This is a genomic window from Pseudothioclava arenosa, assembly GCF_002358085.1.
In the GTDB taxonomy this organism is placed as follows: Bacteria; Pseudomonadota; Alphaproteobacteria; order Rhodobacterales; family Rhodobacteraceae; genus Pseudothioclava; species Pseudothioclava arenosa.
Window position 1 is genome coordinate 232,989 of record NZ_NTJD01000004.1, and the last position, 16,688, is coordinate 249,676.

Annotated in this window: 18 protein-coding genes; 6 read left to right on the forward strand and 12 right to left on the reverse strand. The window is 67.1% G+C overall.

Translation table 11 applies throughout. The features are described 5' to 3' along the window. Position 1 precedes the first annotated feature (1 nt). Both CLN94_RS07320 and CLN94_RS07325 read left to right on the forward strand, forming a co-directional pair. Positions 2 to 721, forward strand: a complete 720-nt coding sequence (locus tag CLN94_RS07320) for an ATP-binding cassette domain-containing protein (RefSeq protein WP_342744536.1) — start codon at positions 2 to 4, stop codon at positions 719 to 721. Continuing rightward, on the forward strand, positions 709 to 1,503 hold the full coding sequence (locus CLN94_RS07325) for an ABC transporter permease (RefSeq protein ID WP_096432675.1): 795 nt from the start codon (positions 709 to 711) through the stop codon (positions 1,501 to 1,503). Before CLN94_RS07320 ends, CLN94_RS07325 begins: the two co-directional genes overlap by 13 nt. Here the strand turns inward: CLN94_RS07325 and CLN94_RS07330 are convergent. From CLN94_RS07330 to CLN94_RS07340, 3 genes are read right to left on the reverse strand one after another with little or no spacing between them, the layout of a single operon-like run. Continuing rightward, on the reverse strand, positions 1,470 to 2,087 hold the full coding sequence (locus tag CLN94_RS07330; RefSeq protein ID WP_096432840.1) for an ABC transporter ATP-binding protein: 618 nt from the start codon (positions 2,085 to 2,087) through the stop codon (positions 1,470 to 1,472). The two genes, CLN94_RS07325 and CLN94_RS07330, sit on opposite strands and share 34 nt — an antisense overlap. Beyond that, entirely contained in the window at positions 2,084 to 2,950 is an 867-nt protein-coding gene (locus CLN94_RS07335) for an ABC transporter permease (RefSeq protein ID WP_096432677.1), read from the reverse strand. Before CLN94_RS07335 ends, CLN94_RS07330 begins: the two co-directional genes overlap by 4 nt. A gap of 4 nt (positions 2,951 to 2,954) precedes the next feature. Further along, entirely contained in the window at positions 2,955 to 3,923 is a 969-nt protein-coding gene (locus CLN94_RS07340; RefSeq protein ID WP_096432679.1) for an ABC transporter substrate-binding protein, read from the reverse strand. Positions 3,924 to 4,101: 178 nt separating this feature from the next. On the opposite strand from CLN94_RS07340, the gene pedF reads away from it, so the two are divergent. Beyond that, positions 4,102 to 4,788 (forward strand): cytochrome c-550 PedF, encoded by a 687-nt coding sequence (gene pedF / locus CLN94_RS07345; RefSeq protein ID WP_096432681.1) that lies wholly within the window; start codon positions 4,102 to 4,104, stop codon positions 4,786 to 4,788. A 3-nt stretch (positions 4,789 to 4,791) separates the two neighbouring features. Then, the gene (locus CLN94_RS07350; protein WP_096432683.1) at positions 4,792 to 5,691 is read left to right on the forward strand and encodes a substrate-binding periplasmic protein; all 900 of its coding nucleotides are present in this window, start codon (positions 4,792 to 4,794) and stop codon (positions 5,689 to 5,691) included. Between the two features lie 2 nt (positions 5,692 to 5,693). On the opposite strand, the gene CLN94_RS07355 is transcribed toward CLN94_RS07350, so the two are convergent. The 4 genes from CLN94_RS07355 to CLN94_RS07370 form a co-directional block, all read right to left on the reverse strand. Further along, the gene (locus tag CLN94_RS07355) at positions 5,694 to 6,569 is read right to left on the reverse strand and encodes an FAD:protein FMN transferase (RefSeq protein ID WP_096432685.1); all 876 of its coding nucleotides are present in this window, start codon (positions 6,567 to 6,569) and stop codon (positions 5,694 to 5,696) included. Next, positions 6,566 to 8,623: a 4Fe-4S binding protein gene (locus CLN94_RS07360; RefSeq protein WP_096432687.1), complete on the reverse strand. Its 2,058-nt coding sequence runs from the start codon at positions 8,621 to 8,623 to the stop codon at positions 6,566 to 6,568. The genes CLN94_RS07355 and CLN94_RS07360 overlap by 4 nt, the downstream gene beginning before the upstream one ends. Positions 8,624 to 8,674: 51 nt before the next feature. Then, positions 8,675 to 10,300 (reverse strand): alpha-D-glucose phosphate-specific phosphoglucomutase, encoded by a 1,626-nt coding sequence (locus tag CLN94_RS07365; protein WP_096432689.1) that lies wholly within the window; start codon positions 10,298 to 10,300, stop codon positions 8,675 to 8,677. A 77-nt stretch (positions 10,301 to 10,377) separates the two neighbouring features. Next, on the reverse strand, positions 10,378 to 11,406 hold the full coding sequence (locus tag CLN94_RS07370) for an ATP-binding protein (RefSeq protein ID WP_096432691.1): 1,029 nt from the start codon (positions 11,404 to 11,406) through the stop codon (positions 10,378 to 10,380). A 334-nt stretch (positions 11,407 to 11,740) separates the two neighbouring features. On the opposite strand from CLN94_RS07370, the gene CLN94_RS07375 reads away from it, so the two are divergent. Next, complete coding sequence (locus tag CLN94_RS07375) at positions 11,741 to 12,022, forward strand: hypothetical protein (protein WP_143598888.1); 282 nt, start codon at positions 11,741 to 11,743, stop codon at positions 12,020 to 12,022. A gap of 10 nt (positions 12,023 to 12,032) precedes the next feature. On the opposite strand, the gene CLN94_RS13975 is transcribed toward CLN94_RS07375, so the two are convergent. The 4 genes from CLN94_RS13975 to CLN94_RS07390 are packed head-to-tail and all read right to left on the reverse strand — an operon-like array spanning position 12,033 to position 14,283. Further along, positions 12,033 to 12,203 carry a hypothetical protein gene (locus CLN94_RS13975; RefSeq protein ID WP_179300261.1) on the reverse strand — a complete coding sequence of 57 codons (171 nt, stop codon included), beginning with the start codon at positions 12,201 to 12,203 and terminating at the stop codon, positions 12,033 to 12,035. A 1-nt stretch (position 12,204) separates the two neighbouring features. After that, a complete protein-coding gene (locus tag CLN94_RS07380) occupies positions 12,205 to 12,723 on the reverse strand; it encodes a gamma carbonic anhydrase family protein (RefSeq protein ID WP_096432695.1) in 519 nt (172 codons plus the stop codon). Continuing rightward, complete coding sequence (gene gmk, locus CLN94_RS07385) at positions 12,720 to 13,355, reverse strand: guanylate kinase (RefSeq protein ID WP_179300268.1); 636 nt, start codon at positions 13,353 to 13,355, stop codon at positions 12,720 to 12,722. Before gmk ends, CLN94_RS07380 begins: the two co-directional genes overlap by 4 nt. A gap of 13 nt (positions 13,356 to 13,368) precedes the next feature. Further along, positions 13,369 to 14,283, reverse strand: coding sequence for a YicC/YloC family endoribonuclease (locus CLN94_RS07390; protein ID WP_245845139.1), 915 nt, complete (start codon positions 14,281 to 14,283; stop codon positions 13,369 to 13,371). 155 nt (positions 14,284 to 14,438) lie between these two features. Between CLN94_RS07390 and CLN94_RS07395 the strand changes: the two genes are divergently transcribed. After that, entirely contained in the window at positions 14,439 to 15,125 is a 687-nt protein-coding gene (locus CLN94_RS07395) for a PAS domain-containing protein (RefSeq protein ID WP_096432699.1), read from the forward strand. A 67-nt stretch (positions 15,126 to 15,192) separates the two neighbouring features. Here CLN94_RS07395 and CLN94_RS07400 read toward each other — a convergent pair whose 3' ends face one another. Then, a complete protein-coding gene (locus CLN94_RS07400) occupies positions 15,193 to 16,569 on the reverse strand; it encodes a class II 3-deoxy-7-phosphoheptulonate synthase (protein WP_096432701.1) in 1,377 nt (458 codons plus the stop codon). Positions 16,570 to 16,688: the final 119 nt, after the last annotated feature.

Below are 16,688 nucleotides of genomic sequence, written 5' to 3' on the forward strand. Positions count from 1 at the left end.
GGTGCTGCGCATCCGGGGTCTGAGCCATGACTGGGGCGCAAAACCCGCCTTGCGCGACATTTCGTTCACGCTCGAACGCGGGCGCTTCACCGCGCTGCTTGGCCCGAATGGCGCGGGCAAATCCACGCTGATTTCGGTGCTGACCGGGCTGATCCGGCCCGCGCCCGGCGTCGTTACCGTGATGGGCCATGACATGAGCCGCCACGCGCGCCTCGCACTTGCGCGGATGGGCGTGGTGTTTCAGCAACCGACGCTCGACCTCGACCTGAGCCTGCGCGCGAACTTGCGGCTCTTCGCGGCGCTGCACGGGCTGTCGCGGCGGGCGGCGGATAGGCGTATCGACGAGGTGCTGGAGATCCTCGACATCGGCGCGCGGGCCGAGGAAAAGCTGCGCGCGATGAATGGCGGGCATCGGCGACGGATGGAGTTGGCGCGCGCGCTGATTCCCGCGCCCGAGCTGCTGGTGCTGGATGAACCGACGGTGGGGCTCGATGCAGCGGCGCGCGCGGCGATCACGGCGCATGCGCATCGGTTGGCGCAGGCGGGCACGGCGGTGTTTTGGGCCACCCATCTTGCCGATGAAATCGCGCCCGAGGATGACGTGATCTTGCTCGATCGCGGCCGGCTTCGGGCCAATGGCCAGGCCACTGAGCTGGCGGGCGATACCCCCCTGGCCGAGTGGTTCCTGCGCGAGACCGGAGGCGCCCCATGCCCCGCCTGAGCCACGCCCTGCGCGCACTTGCCGCCATCGTCTGGCGCGAGATCCTGCGCTTTGCGCTGCAACGCGGGCGGTTTCTGTCGGCGCTGGTGCGCCCGCTGGTCTGGCTCTTCGTCTTTGCTGCCGGGTTTCGCGCGGCGCTGGGCCTCTCGATCATCCCGCCCTATCAGACCTACATCACCTACGAGACCTATATCCTGCCCGGGCTCTGCGCGATGATCTTGCTGTTCTCGGGGATGCAAAGCTCGCTCTCGCTGGTGCATGAGCGAGAAAACGGCGCGATGCGGCTGATGCTGACGGCGCCCTTACCGCGTTGGTTTTTGCTGGCGGCAAAGCTGATCGCAAGCGCGGTGACCGGGCTCTTGCAGGTTTTCGCTTTTCTTGTGATTGCGTGGGCTTACGGGATAAAGCTCACGCTGACAGGCTACCTTCTGGCGCTGCCCGCGCTGGCGCTTGCGGCGCTGATGCTGGGGGCGCTGGGACTGTTTCTGTCGGCGACGATCCGGCAACTGGAAAACTTCGCCGGCGTGATGAATTTCGTCATTTTCCCGATGTTTTTCCTGTCTTCCGCGCTCTATCCGCTGTGGAAGATGCAGGAAAGCTCGCCCTTGCTGGCCGATATCTGCCGGGTGAACCCGTTCACCCATGCGGTCGAGCTGATCCGCTTTGCGCTTTACGGCCAGTTCAACGCCGCGGCGCTGGGTTGGGTCGTGCTGGCGCTGATCGTGTTTTTCGCTGGCGCGCTTTGGGGTTACGAGCCGACTCGCAGCCGCGCTTCGGGCTGAACCAGCCGCGCCGGACGGCCCTCAAGATGCAGGCGCCGCGTCGAGAGCGCCGCAAGCTCCTCTTCGCTATGCGAGGCAAAGATCACCGCCGGGCGGGTCTCGGCGATCAGCGCGCCGGTCAGCGTGATCAGCTCTTCGACGCGCTCGCGATCGAGCGATGCAAAGGGCTCGTCCAAAATCAGCACCTCGGGGCGGCCGACGAAGGCGCGCGCGATCGCCACGCGCCGCGCCTGCCCAAGCGAAAGCTGCCCCGGCCAGGCCCGCGCCTTGCCTTCAAGCCCGACACGCTCAAGCATCGCCTCGGCCACCTCGGGGCGGCATTGCGTGGGAATGGTGATGTTGTCGATCACGCGGCGCCAGGGCATCAGCGTCGGCGACTGGAACACCATCGCGCGGTTCTGCGGCGCCTCCAGTCGCCCGTTGAAGCGCGGGTCCAGCCCCGCCAGAATGCGCAAAAGCGTGCTCTTGCCGACCCCGGACGCACCCGACAGGCCCAGCACCTCGCCCGGCTCGATCCAGAGCCGCATCTGGCCGAGGACAAGCTGCGCGCCGAAGGTCTTTTCCTGCAAGTCGAGCGAAATCATGTCTGCCTCCAGGCCGCGACGCGCCGTGACAGCGGCGCCAGCACCAGCCATTCGACGCAGAGCATGACCGCGATGAAAGCCAGCGCATGGGCGATCACGCCAGCGATGTCGAACATTTGAAAATCAAGATGAAGTCTGAACCCGATCCCATTGGAACGGCCCAGGAATTCCACGACAAGAACGATCTTCCAGATCAATGATATCCCGCTGCGCGCGGCCGCCATGAGATGCGGCGCAAGCTGCGGCAAGATGATGTGACGCAGCCGCGCCATGCGGCCCATCCGGTGCACGCGCGCCATCTCGGAGAGCCCCGGATCGAGCACGCGGACACCCTCGCGCAGCATCACCGCCACCAGCGGGATCTTGTTCAAGGCAACCGCCGCGATCGCCGCCGTCTCGTTCAACCCGATCCAGAGATAGCACAGCACGATCGTCACCAGCGCGGGCACGTTCAGCGCCACCGTCAGCCAAGGGTCGAACCAGCGATCCGCGCGGCGCCAGAGGCCAAGCGCAAGGCCAAGCGCCACGCCCGCCCCCATCGCCAGCGCAAACGACAGGGCCACCCGCCCCAGCGTCGCGCGCAGATCGGGCAGCATCGCGCCGCCGACGATCCCGTCCCAGAGCCGGGGCAGCACGAGGCCCGGCCCCGGCGCGCGCAGCGGATCACCGACGAAATGGGAAGCCAGAGCCCAGAGCCCCACCAGCGCCGCAAGCGAGGCGGCCCCGCGCAGGACATCCGCGCGCGAGCGCAGGCTGAGCGCGGGCCAGGGCTTGCGGGCGGGGCGCGATGCGACCGGCGCAGCGAAAAGACCGCCCCGGGGGGGCGATCCATCGCAACCGGTGCTATCCGCGCCCCCGCCCATCGTCTCAGAACGACAGGAAGGTGCCCGAGGGCAGCGTCGGATCGGCGCCGACCAGATCGGCCCCGCCCAGCTCGGCCATCAGCGCGAGCATCTTGGCGGCGGCGGCCTCGTCAACCGGAGTCGCAGCCGGAATGCCGGCGACATAGCCCGCCTTCAGCGCCTCGAACTGGGCCTCAGACTTGGCGTTCATCATCGGGCGCAGGCGCTCGAAGGCGGCGGGGTCATTCGCCAGCATCTCCTTGGCGGCGCGCGACGCCCGCGCAAAACCCGCGACCAGATCGGGGTTTTCCTCGACCAGCTTGCCGGGCAGCACATAGCCCAGGAGCGGCGTTTCCGGGTCAAGCCCCAGCGCCTGCGAGGCCTCGGCCACGGGCAAGAGCGTCTGCATCCCGGCGGCTTCCATCTTGGCCATGAAATGCCAGAAGTTGATCGCCGCATCGACCTCGCCCGACAGCGCCGCCTGCATGATCAGGGGCGGCGCGCCAAAGACCTGCTCGGTCTCGGCGGCAAGATCAAAGCCGTCGCGCGCAGCATAGGCGCGCAGGATCAGCCAGCTTTTATCGAGCGGTCCGCCCGCGATGCCGATTTTCTTGCCCTTGAGGTCCGCAAGCCCCGAAATCCCCGCTTCGGGGCGCACCATCAGCCCGCCCACCGATTTCGAATAGGGGATAAAGCGGTAATCCTGCCCCTGCGCACGCATCCGCGCGACCCAGACCCAATCGTTCACGATCGCATCGACCGCCCCGGCCTCAAGCGCCACCGACGAGCCCGATTTACCGGCGACCGGCGTCACCTCGAGGGTGAAGCCCTCGGCCGCGTCCAGCCCGTAATGGCGGATCGTGTCGAGCTCCCAATTCACAGTGCCGCCTTCCAGCGCGGCAATCTTGATGACCGGCGTTTCAGCGCGCGCGGCGCCCGCGAAAAACGCCCCAATCGCCAATGCGGCCAGCGCATTGCTCCAGAACTTTCCCATGGTTTCCTCCCTTGGCGGGCCAGACCGGCCCTTGCCTCAGCCTAAGCCGCGCCCGCCCCGCCCGCCTATTCGACTAAAGGCCAATAAGCGGGGGGCCGACCCGCGACCAAGGTCGAATGGCGAGGCAAGACGCCCCCGCGTTAAGCAAGAGGCAAGCGATGAATTCAGGGAGGAAACCATGCCCAAGACCCGTCACACTCGCCTTCTCGGCACCGCTCTGATCGGGCTCATGCTGCCGCTGCAGGCGCTGGCCCATGGCGATGTCTCGCCGCAGCCGATCAACACCGACGCCCTGCCCGACGTGGGCGAGGAATGGCTGACCGAAAACCCCTATCGCGCCGCAGCTGTCGGCGATGAGGTCTGGGCCGCGGCGGTTCAGATCGGGGATTCGGGCTTCAACCAGAACTGTGCGCGTTGCCACGGTCTGGGCGCGGTTTCGGGCGGCCTGGCCCCCGACCTGCGCTATCTCGAAGCCGAGGAATATGGCGACGAGTGGTTCATGGAACGCTTCCAGCACGGCTACACTCAGGACGGCACTACCAAGATGCCCGCCTTCGGCGAGGTTCTGGGCCAGAAGGCTGGCTGGGCGATCCGCACCTATATCGAGACCCGCCCCGATGACGGCGCGCTCGACGATCACGCGACCCGGCTCAAGGCGATCCTGACCGAGCTGGAATCGGGTTCGGGCGATGGCGCGGCGCTGAAGGCCGAACTGACCGAGATTGCCGCGACGATCCCGACCGCCTCGGGCGCGCCGGTGGCCGATAGCGCGGTGTCGCGCGCGGCCCATGCCCTGAGCGAAGACAACGCCAGCTTCAAGCATGCGGCCGAACTGCTGACCATCGGCCTCTCGGCGGCGGAATAAACCATGGCGGGGCGCGGCTGGCAGATCGCGGCGCTTACAACGGCAGGGTGGCTTGCTGCCCTGCCCGCCTTTGCCGCCTGCGAAGACGTGCCCCCCGAACAACGCCTGCAAAATACCGCGCCGCGCGACATCGGGCGCTCGCTCGACCGGATCCGCGAAGAGGGCTGGATCGAGATCGCCGTCTATGAGGATTTTCGCCCCTGGTCCTGGGAAGAGGCCGGCAAGCCGCGCGGTATCGACGTCGAGCTTGGTCGCCTGATTGCCGAAGATCTGGGCGTCACGCCGCGATTTCGTTTCGTGCAGGCGGGCGAGACGCTGGATCAGGATCTGCTGAACTATGTCTACAAGGGCGCGACGGTGGGCGGGCATGTCTCGAACCTGTTTTTGCACGTGCCCTATGACGTCGATTACGCCTGCCGCTTCGATCAGGTCACCTTCACCGGGCTTTATGGCGAAGAGCATCTGGCGATTGCCTATCGCAGCGACGATTACCCCGAAAAGGGCCCCGTGCCGGCTTATTTCCGCTATGACACGGTGGGGGTCGAGAATGACTCGATCTCGGATTTCTACCTGACCGGCTTTGCGCGCGGCCAGACTGCCGACAAGATCAACCGTTACACCACGACCGGCGCGGCGATGGCGGGGCTCGCGGCGGGTGAGGTGATGGCGGTGATGGGCCCGCGCGCCGAGCTGGAGGCCGCGCTGGCGCCGGGGCTCACGCTGCACGAGCCACCCCTGCCCGGGCTTGCGCGCTCGAAATGGACGCTGGGGCTCGCGCTGTCGTTCCAGCATCGCCCGCTGGGCTATGCCGTCGATGACGCGATCGCGGCGGGGCTGGCGGATGGGCGGATCGCGGCGATCTTCGCCGATTATGGCGTGAGCTTCACCCCGCCGCTGCGCTAGGGTTACAGCCGCCCGAGGTTGCCCTCGAAATCCACGAGCCAGACCCGGCCAAGCCCCAAGGCCCGCGCCGCGCGCCGCATCGCGGGCCGTTCCAGCAGAATAAACCCCGTCGCCGCCGCATCAGCGAGCGCCGCGCTTTCGGCCTCGACCGTCACGCTCGACCAAAGCGGGCGCTGCCCACGCGGGCCGAGGATATGGCTCTGCCCGTTCGGGAAAATCAGCGCCCCGGGCGAGGAGGTTGCCAGCGCCCGGCCCGGCCCGAGGCTGATCTGCCCAAGCCCGCCCGCCGCAGGGTCCTCAAGCCCCAGCCGGAACGCGCCACCAAGGGCCTTTTGCTCGCCGATATCGACCAGCATCTCGCCCAGACCCGCGCGCGCCAGAAGCGCAGCAATCCGATCTGTCGCCAGGCCCTGCGCCAGCCCGTTGAAGGTCAGGGCGCCGCCTGTGGACAACTCTATTTCCCGCCCGATCTGAATGTCTTGAACGCAGCAAGTCATCCTCGATTCGCGCAGCATTGCACCTGCAGCATTTTCCGCCCAGAGCGGCTGCACGCCGGGCTCGAACGCGCCCTCGGTCGCGCGGTTCACACGCTGCGCCAAAGCCAGCGCGTCGCGCAGCATTTCCGAGCCCGAAACGACCCCGTCACGGTTCAGACGCGTCAGCTCGGAGTCGCGCTGAAGCGAGAACACCGCCTCGATCCGCGCGATTTCGGCGCGCACAGAGGCGATGACCTCGGCGGGCGCCGCATGGCCCCGGATCGCGATCCGCGCTTCGGCGCCAAAGGCGCGCCCGCGCCACTCGCTTGCGCGGGTAGCCGCTGGCAGCATCGCCCCGGCCACCGCGCCCGCGAGAATATTCAGAAACCGCCGCCGCTTCATGCCCGCCCCTTTTCGCGTTTTGCCTTGAGCACGAGCGGCACGCATTGCGCCGGGTCATCATGGATCGTCACGCAATCAAGACATTGGAAACATTCGGAATATCGGATTTCACCGCTACGCGCGATCGCGTCATAGCGACAGCGCACGCGGCACAGCTGACAGGGGCTGCCGCACTCGGCGCGGCGCGGAATCCAGCGGCGCAGGCGCAGCATGCCTCCGATCCGCATCAACGCGCCTAGCGGGCAGAGCGAGCGGCAGAACCCCTTGAACCAAACCGCCGAGGCCAAGACCCACGCCGCCGCCCAAAGCGCATAGGGCCAGGGCCGCGCGAATTGCATGGTGATCGCGGTCTTGAAGGGCTCGATCTCGGCCATCGCTTCGGCCTGTTCGGGGGCGACAAAAGCCGTCGCGATCAGCCCGATCAGCGCCACCGGCCCCGACCATAACAGCGCGCGCCGCAGCCGTGGCGGCGGCTCCCATTCGGGCAGGCGCAGGAGGCGGCCGAGATGATGGGAGAACTCCTGCAAGGCACCAAAGGGGCAGAGCCAGCCACAGAAGAACCCGCGCCCCCAGAGCACAAAACCGACAATCGCCGCCGCCCAAAGCACCAGCGAGAACGGGTCATAAAGCAGCACTTCGAGCCCGCCGCCCTGCACCACCCCCCGGATCACCGCCAGCGGCGTCACGATCGAGAGCTGCCCCTGCCCCCAGAACCCGACAAACCCCGTCATCACCGCCAGAATGCCGAGCCGGATCGGCGTGAACCAACGCAACCCCGCCAGCCACGACTGCCGTGCCAAAAGCGCGAACAGCAGCACCAGAGCACAGCCAAGCGCGATCAGGTCGGTGCGGCGATTAACCAGCGCGTCGGCCCAGGGCGGGCGCTGCACGGGGGCCTCGGGGCGCAGGAAGAACCGCTCGGGCAGGCCCATCGCAAGGGAGAAATGCTGCGAGCCGATCTCGGGCTGGAACATGCCATGGGCGCGCACGGCCTGCAGGCTCAGCTCCCAGTCGCGGGCGGGGTCGAAGCCCAGCCGCCGGTCGAGCCGCAAGATCATCTGCCGCGCGTCCTGCAGCTCGGCGGGCAAGGCAGGCGACAGCTCGGGAAGGATGTCGGCGTCGCGCAGCGCCAGCGGCAGCCCGTCTTGCGCGGCCGCCACCCGGTCGGGCGCGGTATTGCGCACGAAATCCTCCGACACCAACCCATGCCGCCCCGCCTCGATCAGCAAGATCAGCTCGTCATCGGGGGCGCGGGTCGCAAACCGCGCGATCTCGGCCTGCGTGTCGGGCGCGAGCACCAGCCGCGCCAGCGCCGGCGGGCCGATGTCGATCGCATAGAGGTCGAGATAGGGCGCCTCGGGGTCGGCACGGGCCTCGGGGTCGTCATCCGCCCATTTCGTGCCCGCGAAGGCCGCGTCCAGCTCGGCATTGGTCACGCGCAGATGCCGCACGAGGCCCTGCGCCAGCGCGCCTTGCCAATCGAGCGCCTCGTCGTGATCGGGATCGGGGCGCGCGGGCGGCCCCGCGCTGATGCCTTGCAGCTTTTCGCGCGCGACCGTAAGCGTCGCCGCCAGAATGCTTTCATGCGCGATCCGCACGCTCGCCGTCGCCTTGGTCACCCCGTCCAGATAGACCAGATCCGAGCCATCCCCGCCCGCGCCATAGGGCGTGCCCACGACCAGCGGCTCGTTGATCGAATGGCCGCGATACTGGCCGAGAAAGTCGCGCAGCGGTGCCTCACCCAGCCCCGAGACGAAGATCGGTTCATGCTGCGCCAGAAGCCGGGTGTCGATGAATCGGCCTTCGAGGTCGAGCAGCACGAGAATGTCGATCGGCTGGCCGGAAAACCCCGGCAAGGGCGCGAGCGGGCCAGTTTCAAACACATAGCCCGCCTCGCCACCGCCCGAATTCAAAAGCTGCCAGACGCCCTTGTCATTCACCGCCTCCCCCAGTGCGTAGGGCGCGACGATCAAGGGCTCGATCTGGTCGCGCGGCAAGGGCTCCGCCCGCAGCGGAGACACCAAGGCCAGAACAAGAAGAACCACGCGCAACATGCGCCCAGAGTAGCGCGCGCGTTTTGGGGCGATATTCGACCTAAGTCGCGGTCAGGTAATCACATCCGGGCCCGCGCGGCCGGTGCGCGCGCGAATGCCGACGATCTCTTCGGTGGCCACGATGATCGGGTCGAGCGCGGCCTGCGGGTCTTCGTCCAGACCCTCCGGACCCGGCACGTAGCGTTCGAGATAGACACGCAGCGTCGCGCCTTCGGTGCCCGTGCCCGAAAGCCGCAACACCACGCGCGAGCCGCCCTCGAACAGGATGCGGAACCCCTGCCGCGCCGAGACCGAGCCATCGACCGGGTCGGTATAGGTGAACTCGTCAGCCCCGGCGATCACCAGCCCCGAGACCGCCCGGCCCAGCAAGCCGGAAAGCCGGTCGCGCAGGTCGTCGAGCATCGCAGTCGCGACATCGGTGGGCAGCGCCTCGTAATCGTGGCGCGAGTAGTAGTTGCGCCCGAACCGCGCCCAGTGATCGGCGAGGATCTCGGCCACGCCCTGCCCCCGCGCGGCGATGATATTGAGCCACATCAGCACCGCCCAAAGCCCGTCCTTTTCGCGCACATGGTCCGAGCCCGTGCCGAAGCTTTCCTCGCCACAGAGGCTCACGCGGCCCGCATCCATCAGGTTGCCAAAGAATTTCCAGCCCGTGGGCGTCTCGTAGCAGTCGATCCCGAGCGCCTCGGCCACACGGTCCACCGCCGCCGAGGTCGGCATCGAGCGCGCAACGCCCTTGAGCCCGCCGGCATAGCCCGGCACCAGATGCGCGTTGGCGGCAATCACCGCGAGGCTGTCGGAGGGCGAGACATAGCACCCCGGCCCGAGGATCATGTTGCGATCGCCGTCGCCATCCGAGGCCGCACCGAAGTCGGGCGCGCCCTCGCCCATCAGCTCGGCCATCAGCTCATGCGCCCAGGTCGGGTTCGGATCGGGATGCATGCCGCCGAAATCCGGCAAGGGCGTTTCATGCACGACCGTGCCGGGCGCGGCACCCAGCCGGTTTTCAAAGATCTCGACCGCATAGGGGCCGGTGATCGCGCACATCGCATCCATGCGCATCGTGAAACCTTCGTGGAAAAGCCCGCGCAGGGCCTTGAAATCAAAGAGTGTCTCCATGAGATCGGCATAGGCCAGAACCGGATCGACAACCTCGACCACCATCGCGTCCAGATGGCTCTCGCCGATCGCGGTCAGGTTCACATCGGGCGCCTCAAGCTTGCGATATTCGGCGATCTCCTGCGTGCGGGCATAGATCGCCTCGGTCACCGCCTCGGGCGCGGGGCCGCCATTGGCCATGTTGTATTTAACGCCGAAATCCTCGTTCGGGCCGCCCGGATTATGGCTGGCCGAGAGGATCAGCCCGCCGTCGGCGCCGCGCGCGCGGATCAGGTTCGAGGCCGCCGGCGTCGAGAGCCAGGCACCCTGCCCCACGATCACCCGCGCAGCCCCATTCGCTGCCGCCATCTTCAGGATCACCTGTGCGGCTTCGGCGCCGAAATAGCGCCCGTCGCCGCCCAGAACCAATGTCTTGCCCGACACGCCACCGATCGCGTCGAAGGTCGCCTGCACGAAGTTTTCAAGGTAGTTCGGCCCCATGAACACGGGGGTTTTCTTGCGCAGGCCCGAAGTGCCGGGCTTCTGGCCGCCGATCGGCGCGGTGGAATAGGTTGTCATGATCCGTCCCAAGGGAAATTTGCCCGAGACTCCGATGGATTGCGGCGAAACGCAAGGACCGGCGCAGCGCCCGCTCCCTAGCCGCGCGGTAATATGACCGTGAAACGCGAGCCCTGACCCTTTTCGCTTTCGATCTTCATGCGCCCGCGGTGGCGGTTGATGATGTGCTTGACGATCGCCAGCCCCAGCCCCGTCCCGCCTTTCTCGCGCGAGCGGTGGGTGTCGACGCGGTAGAAACGCTCGGTCAGGCGCGGCAGGTGGATCGGGTCGATGCCCTCGCCCTTGTCCGCGACAGTGATGCGCAGCGCCGGGCCGCGCAGCACCGGCTCGTGGGCGACCTCTTCGATGGCGACGCTGACCTCGCCGCCCGAGCCGCCGTATTTGATCGCGTTCTCGATCAGGTTCGAGAACACCTGCGTGAGCTGGTCGGCATCGCCCTTGACGCGCAGCGGCCCCGGCACGCCAAGCCGTTTCAGCTCAACCTGCGCGGCTTCGGCGGCGGGTGCAAGCGACTGGAACGCTCCGGCGATCACCGCCGAGATATCCACTTCAGCAGCGGGACGGCGGCGCTCTTCGGCCTCGACACGGCTCAGCGACAACAGATCCGCGACCAGCCGCGTCATCCGCTTGGCCTCGCGCTCCATGATCCCCAGAAAGCGTTCGCGCGCGACCGGGTCATCCTTGGCCGAGGCCTGCAGCGTTTCGATGAAGCCGATCAGCGCCGTCAGCGGCGTGCGCAGCTCGTGGCTGACATTGGCGACGAAATCGCGCCGCATCGCGCCGGCATCTTCCAGCGCCGAGATATCCTCGATCGCCATGAGCGCGCGGCCCTCATAGGGGCTGACATGCACAAGCGCCGAAATCTCGCGGTCGCGCGCGGTGATGCGCACCGAAGCGGGCTCCGGACGCTCGCCCGCCAGCGCCGCCTCCAGCGCAAGCCCCAGCGCGGGCTGGCGCAGCCGCGTGACCAGCGGGCGACCTTCGAGGTCGGGCCCCAACAGCGCCAGCGCCAGCGCATTCGCCAGTTCGAACCGCTCGTTCCGGTCGACCAGCAGCACCGGCAGCGGCAGGGCCTCGATCAGGGCGCGAATATCGTCATGCATCATCGGGTTTCTCCTTGCGCCCAGAATGCGCAAACGCCCGGCACTGTAAAGCGGCGGCGTTCGGCGCGGATCGTTGCATCCTGCAAGACCGGAACGTTTGGTTCAGATTGCATCTTGAGAGCGACACAAAGTCGCGCTAAACTTTTACGTGTATTGCGAATGCGCCAATTCACGTCAACACGAACCCGAGAACGCAAAGAACATCTGTATGAGCCTTTTCCCCCGCGCTCCCTCTGCCGCAGAGGCCAGCCCGCGCTCTCGCGTTCAGACGGCTCTACAGGGGCGGCGTGTTCTTGCGCTTGATCCGACTCAGTCAATTCCTCGCCTTTTGAAGGATGTGCAAGGCATTCTTCTGAGTGTCGGCCAGTATGAGACGCTCACCGCCGAGGCATTGCGCCGCCTCGATCCCGAGGTGATCCTCGCGCCCCTCGTCGCGCCGCATTACGATATTCTCGATCTCGTGCGCGACCTGCGCGAGATGGATTACCGCGGCGCGATCCGCGCCTATTGCAATCCGCTCCCGAGCCTCAAGATGGTTCGCGCCGAGGTTGAACAGATCTGGGCAGAATGCGATTTCGAGATTTTCGAAGTGCCTCAGATGGGGGACAACCTGAATTAGCCGGGTGCCCTCAGGGCAGGAAAAGACGGCGGAAGGCGAAGCCTCCGGCAAGGCCGAAGATCACGCCAAGCGGCACGGAGCCCTGATCGAAACTCGCCGCCGAGGCGATCAGCGGAATCGCCACGATCACGCAGCGGATCCAGAGCGGGCGCAGGCGGGGGTGTTGCGGGTCCAGAAACATCTCAGAGCGCCTTCAGCCCGGCCGCATAGCGCGCGGCATTCGCGCGGTAATGCTCAGCCGATTTCAAGAGCCGCGCCTGCGCCTCGGCGTCGAGTTGGCGCACCACCTTGCCCGGCGCGCCCATCACCAGACTGCCATCCGGGATCTCCTTGCCTTCGGTAATCAGCGCCCCCGCGCCAATCAGGCAGCCCTTGCCGATCTTCGCGCCATTCAGCACCGTCGCGCCCATGCCAATCAGGCTGCCCTCGCCGATGATGCAGCCATGCAGCATCGCCTTGTGGCCGATCGTGCAATTCGCGCCGATCACCAGCGGATAGCCCATGTCAGTGTGGCAGATCACGTTTTCCTGCACGTTCGAGCCGCGGCCGACGCGGATTTCCTCGTTATCGCCGCGCAGCGTGCAGCCGAACCAGACCGAGGCCTCGTCCTCCAGCACCACCTTGCCGATCAGGTTGGCATCGGGCGCGACCCAGGCGCGCGCGCCCAGCACCGGGGCAATTCCGTCCAGCTCATAGATCATCTTGCGTCAAACTCCCTGTTCAGCCCGCGCACGAATTCAGTCAGCCCCGGCTGGCGGTCGGCGCGGGCGCGCTCGGCCTTCACGATCGTCACCAGCTCCTCGGTCGCCTGATCGGCGTCGTGGTTGATGATGACGTAATCATACTCGCCCCAATGGCTGATTTCATCGCGGCTTTTTGCCATCCGGCCCGCGATCACCTCGTCGCTGTCTTGCCCGCGCCCGCGCAAACGGCGTTCCAGCTCGTCGATCGAGGGCGGCAGGATGAAGATCGAGATCACGTCTTTCGCCAGAACCGAGCGGCGCACCTGCTGCCCGCCCTGCCAGTCGATATCCAGAAGCACGTCATTGCCGACGGCCAGCTGCGCCTCGACCGGCCCGCGCGGCGTGCCATAGAAATTTCCGAAGACCTCGGCATGCTCGAGCATCTGGTCGGTCACCGTCAGTTCGGCGAAATCGTCGCGGGACTTGAAGTAATACTCGCGCCCGTCCACCTCGCCCGGGCGCGGCGCGCGGGTCGTGGCCGAGACCGAAAAGCTCAGGCTCGGGTCCCAGGCCATCAGCCGCTTCGCCAGCGTCGATTTGCCCGCCCCCGAGGGCGACGAGAGGATGATCAGGAGCCCGCGTCTCTGGATCTCGCGCATCGGCTTACTCCACATTCATGATCTGCTCACGCATCTGGTCGATGACGTGTTTCAGCTCTAGCCCGGTCGCGGTCAAGGCCGCATTGCCCGCCTTCGAGCAGAGCGTATTGGCCTCGCGCACGAATTCCTGCGTGAGGAATTCGAACTTGCGCCCGACCGGGCCGTCATCGGCCAGAAGCGCGCGCGCGGCCTTGATATGGGCGCGCAGGCGGTCGAGTTCCTCGGTGACATCGGCTTTGACGGCGAGCATCGCAAGCTCTTGCGCGATGCGGGCGGGGTCGGCGCCGGGCGCGCCCTCCATCACTCGCGCAAGCGCCGCGTTCAACGCGGCAGCTGCCTCGGGGCGGCGCGCCTCGGCCTGTTCGGCGGCGGTCTCGGTCAGCTCGGCGATGCGCGCAAGCTGTGCAGCGACCACGGCCCCGATCTCGGCGCCCTCACCCGCGCGCATCTGCGCGAAAGCGGCGAGCCCCGCGCCCAGATCAGCAAGGATCAGGCCCACCAGTTCGGCCGGATCGGCGATCTCGGGCGCGCTCTGGTCGATCACGCCGCGCAGCGTCAGGATATCGACCGGCGTCGGCTCAGCCAGCGCCATGCCCTGCGCCTCGGCCGCGCGCCGCACCTGCCCAAGCGCGGCCAGCGCCGCCTCGAGGCCCGGCCCGCTCAGCCGCATCGCCTCGTCGCCCTGGCTGCGCGCGAGCTTCAGCGACAGCGAGATATTGCCCCGCCGCGCGACCTCGGCCACCGCCTTGCGCAGGCCCTGTTCCAGCCCCTCCAACTCGGGCAGCCGCAGCCGCAGATCGAAGGTCTTGCCATTGACCGAGCGGATATCCCAGCTCCAGTCATGGCCCGCACCCGAGCCCTGCCCCGCGGCAAAGCCGGTCATCGAGACCGTGCGGATCGCGTCGTGGTTGTTAACCATTTAAGACTTTATTTCCCACATTTGAGGCAAATCAGCGTATTAAGAGTTCAGTAAGCATTTCGCTCTCGGGGTCAACCGAAAGACCCGCATCCGCCAAAGGCAGAGGAGCTTTTCTGAAATCCCGCGGGGGAGCCCGCGCCGTGATGGAGGCCGGAATGGAACGCGAAACAGAGCCCCGCGACGAGGTGATCGCGCTGCGTGCGCCCGCGCCGCAGGCGCGTCAGGTCCTGAGCGAGCTGCGCGGCTATTGGGAGGGGCTGCGCAACGGTCGGCTGGTGCCTGCGCGCGCCGATGTGGACCCGCGCGGGATCGAACGCGCGCTGGAATATGCCTTTGTGCTTGAGCGCGTCGCGCCGGGAATGGGGCGGTTCCGGCTGTCGGGGATGCATCTGAACGACCTGATGGGGATGGAGGTGCGCGGCATGCCGCTGACCGCGCTGTTCACCGCCCCCGCCCGCCAGCGCATCGCCGAGCTGACCGAAACGATGTTCCACGACCCCGCCGTGGTCGAGATCACGCTGCGCGCCGAAGCCGGGATCGGCAAGCCGCCGCTCGGCGCGAAACTTTTGATGCTGCCGCTGACGTCCGATCTTGGCGATATCAGCCGCGCGCTCGGCTGCCTGATCGCCGAAGGCGCGATCGGCCGCGCGCCGCGCCGCTTCGAGGTCGCGGGCGCCGAGGTCGCCCCGATCCTGCAAGACCTGCCGATGCAGCGCGGCACCCGGCCCGAGCCGCAAGCCCCAAACCCGACGCTGGTCGCCACGCCCGAGTCATCCGCTCTGCAAGCGCTCAGCCCGGAAGAGCGGCGCGCGATGTTCCGCATCGTCAAAACCGGCGCGTAAACCACGCCCCGCAAAGCAAAAGGCCCGGCGCTGACGCCGGGCCTCTGGTCTTTCACTGCGCAACCGATCAGAGGCTGCTGACCGCCGCAAGCTGCTCGCGACGGCGGGCCTGAAGCTCTTCAGCCACGAGGAACGCCAGTTCCAGCGATTGCGAAGCATTCAGACGCGGGTCGCAGGCGGTGTGGTAGCGCGAGGACAGGTCTTCGTCCGACACCGCGCGCACGCCACCGGTGCATTCGGTCACGTCCTTGCCGGTCATCTCGAAATGCACGCCGCCCGGCACGGTGCCTTCCGAGGCATGGACGCCGAAGAAATCGCGAACCTCTTGCAGCACCGACTCGAAGGGGCGGGTCTTGTAGCCCGAGGCCGATTTGATCGTGTTGCCATGCATCGGGTCGCAGGACCAGACGACATTGGCGCCCTCTTCCTTGACCGCGCGGATGAGGCGCGGCAGGTGCTCGGCGACCTTGCCGGCGCCGAAACGCGCGATCAGCGTCAGCCGCCCGGCCTCATTGGTCGGGTTGAGCTTGGCCATCAGCACCTTCAGATCGTCCGCCGTGGTCGAGGGGCCGCATTTCAGGCCGATCGGGTTCTGCACGCCGCGGCAGAATTCGACATGCGCGCCATCGGGCTGACGGGTGCGGTCGCCGATCCAGATCATGTGGCCCGAGCCCGCGACCGGCAGGCCCGAGGTGGTATCGGTCCGGCACAGCGCCTCTTCGTATTCCAGAAGCAGCGCCTCGTGCGAGGTGTAGAAATCGACCGTCGACAGCTCATGCGCGGTGTCCGACGTCACGCCCGCCGCCGCCATGAAGGCCATCGCCTCCGAGATCTGGCCAGCGACCTTGCGGTAACGCTCGGCCTCCTCGGCATCGGTGAAGCCGGTGATCCAGCTTTGCACGCGGTGGATATCGGCGAAACCGCCGGTCGAGAACGCGCGCAGCAGGTTCAGCGAGGCCGCGGCCTGGGTATAGGCCTGCAGCATGCGCGACGGATCGGGCAGGCGCGCCTCCATCGTGGCGTCGAAACCGTTGATGATGTCGCCGCGATAGCTCGGGTATTCGACGCCGCCGACCATCTCGGTGGGCGCCGAACGCGGCTTCGCGAATTGCCCGGCCATGCGCCCGACCTTGATCACCGGCACTTTCGCGCCCCAGGTCAGCACGATCGCCATCTGCAACATCACCTTGAAGGTGTCGCGGATGTTGTCGGCCGAAAACTCCGAGAAGCTCTCGGCGCAGTCGCCGCCTTGCAGCAGGAAGGCCTCGCCGCGCGCGGCCTTGGCCAGGTCACGCTTCAGCCGGCGCGCCTCGCCGGCGAAGACCAGCGGCGGCATCTTGCCCAGCTGCGCCTCGACCGCCTGCAACGCAGCCTGATCGGGATAGTCCGGCATCTGCACCCGCGGTTTCGCGCGCCAGTCCGACTTCGTCCATCCCTTGCTCATAGTTCCCTCCAGAGCCGTCTCAAACGTTAGAGGGCGCTTATACGCGGGCGCGCGTGCATTCACAAACCCGTTTTTCGTGGCAATCGCGCCCCCGCGAGTGGAACAGCGCGGAAATCGCG